Source organism: Hyphomonas sp., from assembly GCF_040882205.1.
Taxonomy (GTDB): Bacteria; Pseudomonadota; Alphaproteobacteria; order Caulobacterales; family Hyphomonadaceae; genus Hyphomonas.
Genome location: NZ_JBBEBT010000050.1, coordinates 1 through 7,448, shown reverse-complemented (window position 1 = coordinate 7,448; position 7,448 = coordinate 1). Strand labels below are relative to the sequence as shown.

At 61.5% G+C, this 7,448-nt stretch carries 5 protein-coding genes and 3 pseudogenes; 3 read left to right on the top strand and 5 right to left on the bottom strand.

Annotated features, from left to right (window positions below; translation table 11 throughout):
- From WEA77_RS02475 to WEA77_RS02465, 3 genes and pseudogenes are all read right to left on the bottom strand, one after another.
- Positions 1-562, bottom strand: a 562-nt coding sequence (locus WEA77_RS02475; RefSeq protein ID WP_368066284.1) for an IS110 family transposase, incomplete at its 3' end; no start/stop codon positions are given.
- Between the two features lie 5 nt (positions 563-567).
- Positions 568-984: pseudogene (locus WEA77_RS02470) on the bottom strand (transposase); the annotation flags it as partial.
- A gap of 156 nt (positions 985-1,140) precedes the next feature.
- On the bottom strand, positions 1,141-2,559 hold the full coding sequence (locus WEA77_RS02465) for a VWA domain-containing protein (protein ID WP_368066283.1): 1,419 nt from the start codon (positions 2,557-2,559) through the stop codon (positions 1,141-1,143).
- A 55-nt stretch (positions 2,560-2,614) separates the two neighbouring features.
- On the opposite strand from WEA77_RS02465, the gene WEA77_RS02460 reads away from it, so the two are divergent.
- Positions 2,615-2,782, top strand: coding sequence for a type I restriction enzyme endonuclease domain-containing protein (locus tag WEA77_RS02460; RefSeq protein WP_368066282.1), 168 nt, complete (start codon positions 2,615-2,617; stop codon positions 2,780-2,782).
- A gap of 345 nt (positions 2,783-3,127) precedes the next feature.
- On the opposite strand, the pseudogene WEA77_RS02455 reads toward WEA77_RS02460, so the two are convergent.
- Positions 3,128-4,289: pseudogene (locus tag WEA77_RS02455) on the bottom strand (IS256 family transposase); the annotation flags it as partial.
- Positions 4,290-4,838: 549 nt separating this feature from the next.
- Between WEA77_RS02455 and WEA77_RS02450 the strand changes: the two are divergent.
- A complete protein-coding gene (locus tag WEA77_RS02450; protein WP_368066281.1) occupies positions 4,839-5,546 on the top strand; it encodes an SDR family NAD(P)-dependent oxidoreductase in 708 nt (235 codons plus the stop codon).
- Here the strand turns inward: WEA77_RS02450 and WEA77_RS02445 are convergent.
- Entirely contained in the window at positions 5,543-6,361 is an 819-nt protein-coding gene (locus tag WEA77_RS02445; RefSeq protein ID WP_368066280.1) for a PhzF family phenazine biosynthesis protein, read from the bottom strand. The two genes, WEA77_RS02450 and WEA77_RS02445, sit on opposite strands and share 4 nt — an antisense overlap.
- A 705-nt stretch (positions 6,362-7,066) precedes the next feature.
- Between WEA77_RS02445 and WEA77_RS02440 the strand changes: the two are divergent.
- A pseudogene (locus tag WEA77_RS02440) lies at positions 7,067-7,448 on the top strand (hypothetical protein); the annotation flags it as partial.

Sequence of the window (7,448 nt, the reverse complement as noted above, 5' to 3'; positions counted from 1 at the left end):
TGTCTCCGCGTTTCGACACCCGGCCGTTCCGGCTGACCTCTCCGGATTCGTATCGTCTTGGGGTGAGCCCGAGGTAAGCGCCCACGCTCGACGAACTGCGGAACCTGGCGGCATCGTCAAAGGCAGCAACGACTGCCATGGCGGTGATCACCCCGACACCAGGAGCTGTCATCAGTAGACGTACTGTCTCATGTCGCCTGGCTATCGCCTGTATCTTCTTGTCGAGCACAGCGATGCGGGCCAAGATGTCACGCCGGGCTTGCATCAGTGCCTCAAAGACCGGAATGAGCTCAGGCGCAACAGCAAGCTCCCTTTCGATGATTTCGTCGGCGCGGCGTTTGAAGCCACCGACCCGCTTTCCGAACATGACCCCGAAGGTCTTCAACAAACCCCGGATTTCGTTTTCCAGCCGCAAACGCATGCCGACCAGAGCATCCCGCGCTGTGAGCATCGCTCGGTTAACATAAGCGTTGTGGCTTTTGATCTGCACGGCGTTGAACCAGCCCGTGCGTATGATCTGGGCAAGACCTCGGGCATCGTGCGTGTCGGTCTTGTTGGGCATCATCTTTAAAACGCCATTGGCATGGCGCGCGTCGTGATTGGCAGGCTGACGAGGAGATCATCGCTCTTCTGGCTGATCGTTTCCAGTGTCATGTACCTGGCGCGCTGGACGGGCCACTCGTCGTTTTGTTCGAGCAGGAGTGCGCCGACGAACCTGACGATGGATTTGTCGTTTGGAAAGATGCCGGCGACGTCGGTGCGCCGCTTGATCTCACCATTGAGCCGCTCGATCGGATTGGTCGAGTGCAGCTTTGTGCGATGCTCTTTCGGGAACGACATGCAGGCCAGCACATCGGGCTCGGAAGTATCCATGATCGCCGCGAGCTTGGGTACTTTCGGCCTTACCTCGTCGGCAACGGCGCGCCGTTGCTGGCTGGCAGTTTCAGGTGTTTCCTGGGCGAAGGCTGTGGCGATGAAGGCCGAGAATGAGCCGGGCCAGAAAACGATCCGGGGGATCGTTTTCCCGGCGAATGCGCCGCCCGCTCTTGCCGGCATGAGGCGGCGACGGCCTGCGAGCAGGCTGAGGTAGGAGTGAGGGCCTTGCGCTGACGCGCCAGCGATAGGGTCGGCGGCGATGATCTACCGGGCGATGAAGAGGGATCGCAGCGAGAAGGATATCTCGGCGAAGGCCTTGGTCAACTGAGCAGAATCTGATGCGTCGAAAAAGTGTGTTTTACTGCTGGCGCAGTCTTCAAGGATTTTTTTGATAGTTTTGTCCGTAACTTCGAAAGCCACAGTGTAGACCTCGATATTTTTGGCCTTGATGTTGGTACAAAGTTCTTTTGTGTAGTTATTCGGTTCGGTTGGATTGTTCACTGCGTTGACGTTATGCATACCGTTACCATGGTTCATGCGCTGTGTGTTCTGACCATCCGTCATCAGGACGATCACCTTGCGAGGGTTTGAGTTTACGCCGTCCTTCCCATAGGGCGCAGCCTCTGTTAACGGGATCGGACTTGAGATCACGTTGAAGCCCCAGGCGAGGCCGGAGGGGATGTAGGTCTCGCCTGACGCCGACAGCGCAGTGATCGCCTGCTTCACGGTGGTCATGTTGGTAGTGAGCGGCGTGATGACCGAACCGCAGGTCATGTTGAGGTAGCCAGGATAGCGGCGCTTCGGATCATCGTCAGACACGTTCTTCGGATAGGCGGGAGAGCCTGTGCAGCCATAGTAGGTGTGCTTGACCGTCGAGTCCTTAGAGCAGTGGGTGATCGGCGGTTTCAGCGGGACGGTGACGCAGTTGAAATTCTGGGAGCATGTCGAATTGTATGGCACGCCGTCATTATACTTGACGCAGGCAAAATACTTCGTCTGGCAGGTCGTTTTGCTCGTCTGGGTCCAGCAACTGCCCTTAACGTTCTGGGTCCAGTCGGCGGGAACATCCATCCAGGGTTCGTTACGCCGCGCAACACCGGTGTTCACGTATTGGGCGAAGGGAACTACGGCGATCTTGACGTTAGCCTTCGCGTCGGCCGTGAGGGTGTTGACCAGATTGGTGGCTGCGGTCTTGAGGCTGGTCAGGCGAGCGCCGGACATCGACCCGGTCGTGTCGAGAACAAGCGCCAGCTCAATCGTTTCGTCCAGCCCCCTCTGGACTTCCGTGGATACCTCGATCTTCAGGTAGTCGACGTTCATAAGACCCAGACCGATCGTCCCGACCTTGGCGTTTACAACCCCGGTCACGGAGTCGTTTTCTCCGTTGCTGAAGGCCGAGGTGAACGTGCTGGAGACGCTTCCGGATGCTATGAGCTGCGCCTGTAGTGCAGCGCCGCCCACGGCGCCGAGCTCGTCGTCGGTCAGCTGTCCGGCGCGGGCCGCCATAAGTACCGCCGTATCAAGGGCGTTTTGAAGCAGGGCCTTCTCCGAGGACGCCCGCGCGAAATCGATCCCGCCGAGCACCAGCAGCGCGACCGGGAAGAGGGACAGGCCAAACCAGACCGCGGTCATGCCGCGGATGTCGCGAGTAAAAGCCCTAAGCCGGTTCACCTGGCTCAGCATTTTTTGTCCTGGGCGCAATTCTGCCTCCTCCTTAAACCGGGAACGAAGTATAACCATGGATTCGTTTATTACCCGTTATTCGGCAAGCGCCCGGGCCCGGATGAGTGTTCTGGTGAAGCGGATCTTGAAAAAGCAGGGCTATCCGCCCGATCTTTCGGATGCTGCTGTGCAAACCATTCTGGCGCGGGCCGAGGCGCTCCCTGAGTCTCCTTCGGTTTCATAGACTGACAATTTGAACATTAGTCAGCACAAAGACATTTGTATCATTTGAACCGCTGATAAGAGATTAAGAACGCAGTGCGAATTTAATTCCAGTTTATGCAAAATTTTTATCCAGGCGCGGTAAAGTGCCAGTCTGTCTCAGCTGGCTTTTACCCTCATGCTCTCTGCCCCATCTTTCTGAACCGCGCCGGCAAACCCGGTAGCGTCCCATCACATGATGTAATTCGTGCACGCCGTTTCGGCTGCGGTGATGGTTTCAGTTGCCCACACCGGGCAGACTGAGAACAGGGTTACTGACGATCCCGGCGAGACTTTCCAGTGACATGTATCGCCGGGTGAGTGCCTACTCATCGTTCTGTTCAAGCAGGAGTGCGCCGACGAACCTGACGATGGATTTGTCGTTTGGAAAGATGCCGGCGACGTCGGTGCGCCGCTTGATCTCACCATTGAGCCGCTCGATCGGATTGGTCGAGTGCAGCTTTGTGCGATGCTCTTTCGGGAACGACATGCAGGCCAGCACATCGGGCTCGGAAGTATCCATGATCGCCGCGAGCTTGGGTACTTTCGGCCTTACCTCGTCGGCAACGGCGCGCCGTTGCTGGCTGGCAGTTTCAGGTGTTTCCTGGGCGAAGGCTGTGGCGATGAAGGCCGAGAATGAGCCGGGCCAGAAAACGATCCGGGGGATCGTTTTCCCGGCGAATGCGCCGCCCGCTCTTGCCGGCATGGCCAAGCACGTTGCGCATGAAGTGAACCCGGCAACGCTGCCAGGTCGCGCACAGCACTTTCGAGACCGCCGCCTTGATGCCTTCATGGGCATCGGAGATCACCAGCTTGACCCCGCGCAGGCCCCGCCGCGTCAGGCTGCGCAGGAACTCGGTCCAGATCGGTTCGGCCTCCGATGTGCCAACCTCCATGCCCAGCACTTCGCGGCGGCCATCGGCATTGACGCCGACGGCGATGATCACGGCGACAGACACGATGCGGCCACCGCGGCGGACCTTCATGTAAGTGGCGTCGATCCAGACGTAAGGCCAATCGCCTTCGATCGGTCGCTGGAGGAAGGCGGTGACCTTCTCGTCGTTCGGCGGGAAATCGATTTTCGATTGATTTCTGACCCGCCGTACCCTCGCACAGCCGACTGACCTGGCTCTTGGAAATCCCGCTCATCCCCATAGCCTTGGCGCCGTCTCGGCCATCCGGCGCGGTTCCAGAAATGAGGGGAAGTAACTGCCCTTGCGCAGCTTCGGGATACGCAGCTCGACCGTTCCGGCCCGGTTCGGCGGGAAATCGACATGCGATTTCTAGCCCGCCTCACCCCAGTCCCTGTCACGGTATCCGTTGCGCTGGGCAAGGCGCAGAGCAGACTTCTCCCCATGCGCCGCGCCGGTCGCTGCACCGACCTCCAGTTCCATCAGGCGTTCGCCCGCAAAGCCGAGCATCTCACGCAGCAAATCGGCATCCGGGGTCTTCTCTACAAGCGTGCGCAGGTTCATCATGTCGTCGGTCATCGGCGGTGTCTCCAGTTGTGGGTCGGTGTCGCAACCAAACCCTAACGGAAATCGCCGATGACCACCCGCAAAGTCGCCCGCTCCGCCAGCTCTCGGGACAAGCGCTGCGCGGGCGACTTCGCTAACCGTCAGCTACACCACGCTGCGGGACACGATCGAGATGTGTAAAGAATCCGGCCTTCCGTACCGCTTTGAACCGCGCCTGCAAACCCGGAGGCTGTTTGGCCGGGGTCCTGCAGTGAGGGTGCTTTCCTCTAGCGATTCAGGGTCATGGGTCCAGGCTTCTGGCGCAGAGATGGTCCTGACCGGCCGTTTAGGGTCGGCTCTGATCGTAATCGGCGGCGAGCGGCAGGGTCAATCGGTTCGTGTCGTTCGGCTGCCTCACCGCCGTCAGGGCCGCATTTCGCCGAAGACGGACAGTGTTACTACCGCTCCACAAGCGCTCTCGCAATTGGCAAAGATCCACTTATCCCGCGATCAACAGATGTTCAGACGAACCGATCCACCTCTCTTTCCTGATGCGCGGTTCGCCCTAGCTGACGCAGCATTATGATTGCGGTTGTGTTTGGAAGTTCGGGAGATATCGGGCGGGCGCTGGCAGAGGGCCTGATCGCCTCCGGCAAGTATGCGTTGATATATGCGGTTTCGCGTTCGGGCGCGCAAATCGCGGGCGCGGTGAACCGGCAGGCCGAGTTCACCGACGAAGCAGAGCTCGCGCCGCTGGCCGCCGAGATCGGCGCAGCGGGGCCAGTCAAGCTTTGCCTCGTCGCCAGCGGGCTTCTTTCGGACACGGACCTGCAACCGGAGAAGACTTACAGGGCAATGACGAGTAATGCGTTCCAGCGCGTGTTCGCGGCCAACACGATTGCGCCGGCGCTGATTGCCAAGCACATGTTGCCGCTGATGCCCAAGGCGGAACGCAGCGTGTTTGCGGCGCTGTCGGCGCGGGTCGGGTCGATCTCCGACAACCGGCTGGGCGGCTGGCATGCCTACCGCGCCTCGAAGGCGGCGCTGAACATGCTGCTCCGCAATTTTGCGATCGAGCAGTCGCGGCGGGCGCCGGAGAGTATCTGCGTGGGACTTCATCCGGGTACGGTTGATACCGGGCTCTCAAAAGCATTTCAGGGCGGCGTGGCGGAGGGCAAACTGTTCACACCGGCGCAGGCCGCGGGGTACCTTCTGGACGTGATAGATGGCTTGACCCCGGAGGATTCAGGGAAGTGCTTCGACTGGACGGGAGAGGAAGTTCCAGCCTAGAGGCTGAACCGGCCTTCGATGACCGTCACGGCGGCGCCCGTCAGCTTGCAGCGGTCCCCTTCGAGCTTCACGCCGACATGGGCGCCGCGGCCGGGATAGGCCTGGAAGCAGCGCGCCTCGGGCTTGCCGAAGTTTTCCGCAAGGATACGCGAGAGCATCGTGTGCCAGCTGCCGGTGGCGGGGTCTTCGTCGATGCCGGAGCCGGGCGCGAAGAAGCGCGAGGTAGCGTCCACGCCGTCGCCGCCGAGCGCGAAGCATCCGAAATTGCCGCGGTCCCAGCCGCCCCCATCGGCGCCGAGCGTCCTGAGGGCGCGCTGGTCGGGGCTCAGCGCGCGCACGTCCGCCGGTGTTTCGAAGCGCGCTGCGTAGAACATGCCGCCCCAGGCCTCGACGGGCCGTACGCCGAGCGCGGCGGCGATTTCATCCGTAACCGGAACAGGCCGGACGGGCGCGGATGGGAAGTCCATCTCGAGTTGTCCGCCCGCCAGGCGGCGTACGAGGAGGCGGCCGGATTTAACCGTATCGAAGGCGATGGTCTCGCCGGTGAAGCCGCCATAGGCGAAGAGGACATGCGCCGAAGCAAGCGTCGCGTGGCCGCAGAGCGGGACTTCCACTGCCGGCGTGAACCAGCGCAGTTTCCAAATGCCCTCCCCCGCCGGGACGATATAGGCGGTTTCGGCGACATTGTTCTCCGCCGCGATGGCGAGAAGGGTTTCGTCCGGCAGGAATGCGTCCATCGGCATGACGCAGGCCTGGTTTCCCTCGAAGGTTTTCGAGGCGAAAGCGTCAACCTGGTAGAAAGGATAGCTGGGCATCGGGGCACTCCGTCCTTGGGGGGCTGTGATGGCACAGGCGCGGGGGAGCGCGCAAACGAGGAATTCTGATGGGGTGTTGAGGCCGGCTTCACGCAGCAGGCCCGGCCGCGGAGGCGGAGACCAGGGGGTAGATCTTCTGAATTTCGCTGGCTCTTCCCCCAGCTTCAGAGAGGGAGAGTTGCCTGACGGGCTGGGAGGAGTTGTTGTGCACTGTTTTCGAATGAACGTGCACGGAGTGCCCGCGCAAGGCACGCCTCTCGCGACAGTGACTGAACCCTCAGCAGCGAGGGCGCGCATGAGGCGGGCGCCGGCAGCCTGCGCAGCGCTGCCGACGATTGGCGCGCTTGATCCGGCTGCAGAAGAACCCGGCGAAGCCCTGCGTGCCGGCAAAGGTAAGCGTGACGCGGCCCCAGCGGATGAAAAGCGGGCGCTTGCCCTGCTGCAAGTGCAAGGTAATTGTTGTGATACAACCTGAACCTTGGCCGCACGGGGAAGCCCACATTGCCCGAGGGGGGCGATGTCCCGGGAGACGCCAGTTGAGGCGACCTCGTGCTGCAGGAGGAGTTTCCGGTCCGGCCATTTTGGGCGGGCCCCTAACTCTGCAGGAGTGATCCACGTTCAAATCCGCCGTATCGGCCGTTACGGCCGCTATTGTCCTGTCGCCCGCCGCGTTTGCGCAAGGCGCAAGGACGGTCACCCTGCCGCATGACTATGACGCGGGGCTGGTCTGGAGCGATGCTGGCGAGCTGGCTGATACAGGTCGACGAGGTAATGCTTGCGGCCAGTCCTGACCGGCCGCTGACGGCCGTGACGCCTCGGGAAAATGTGCCCGGCAAGCCGGCGATCAGGACGCAGCCGGTCCTGTCGCTGGCTGCGCCGCCGCCGCCCCTGCCGAGGACAAGCGTGAAGACCGCTCGCGATGCGCCAAACTTTTCCTTCGCGCGGCCTGATGCGGTCATTGAGCTGGGCAGCTTCATGGCGCCAGCAGTGACCGTGACAATCCTGGCCGGGCGAGGCATCCAGGTGGTGCGGGCGCCTGCGCCTGTCATCGCGGGGGCGGCGATATCGCGCGGAATTTCTGGCAGCT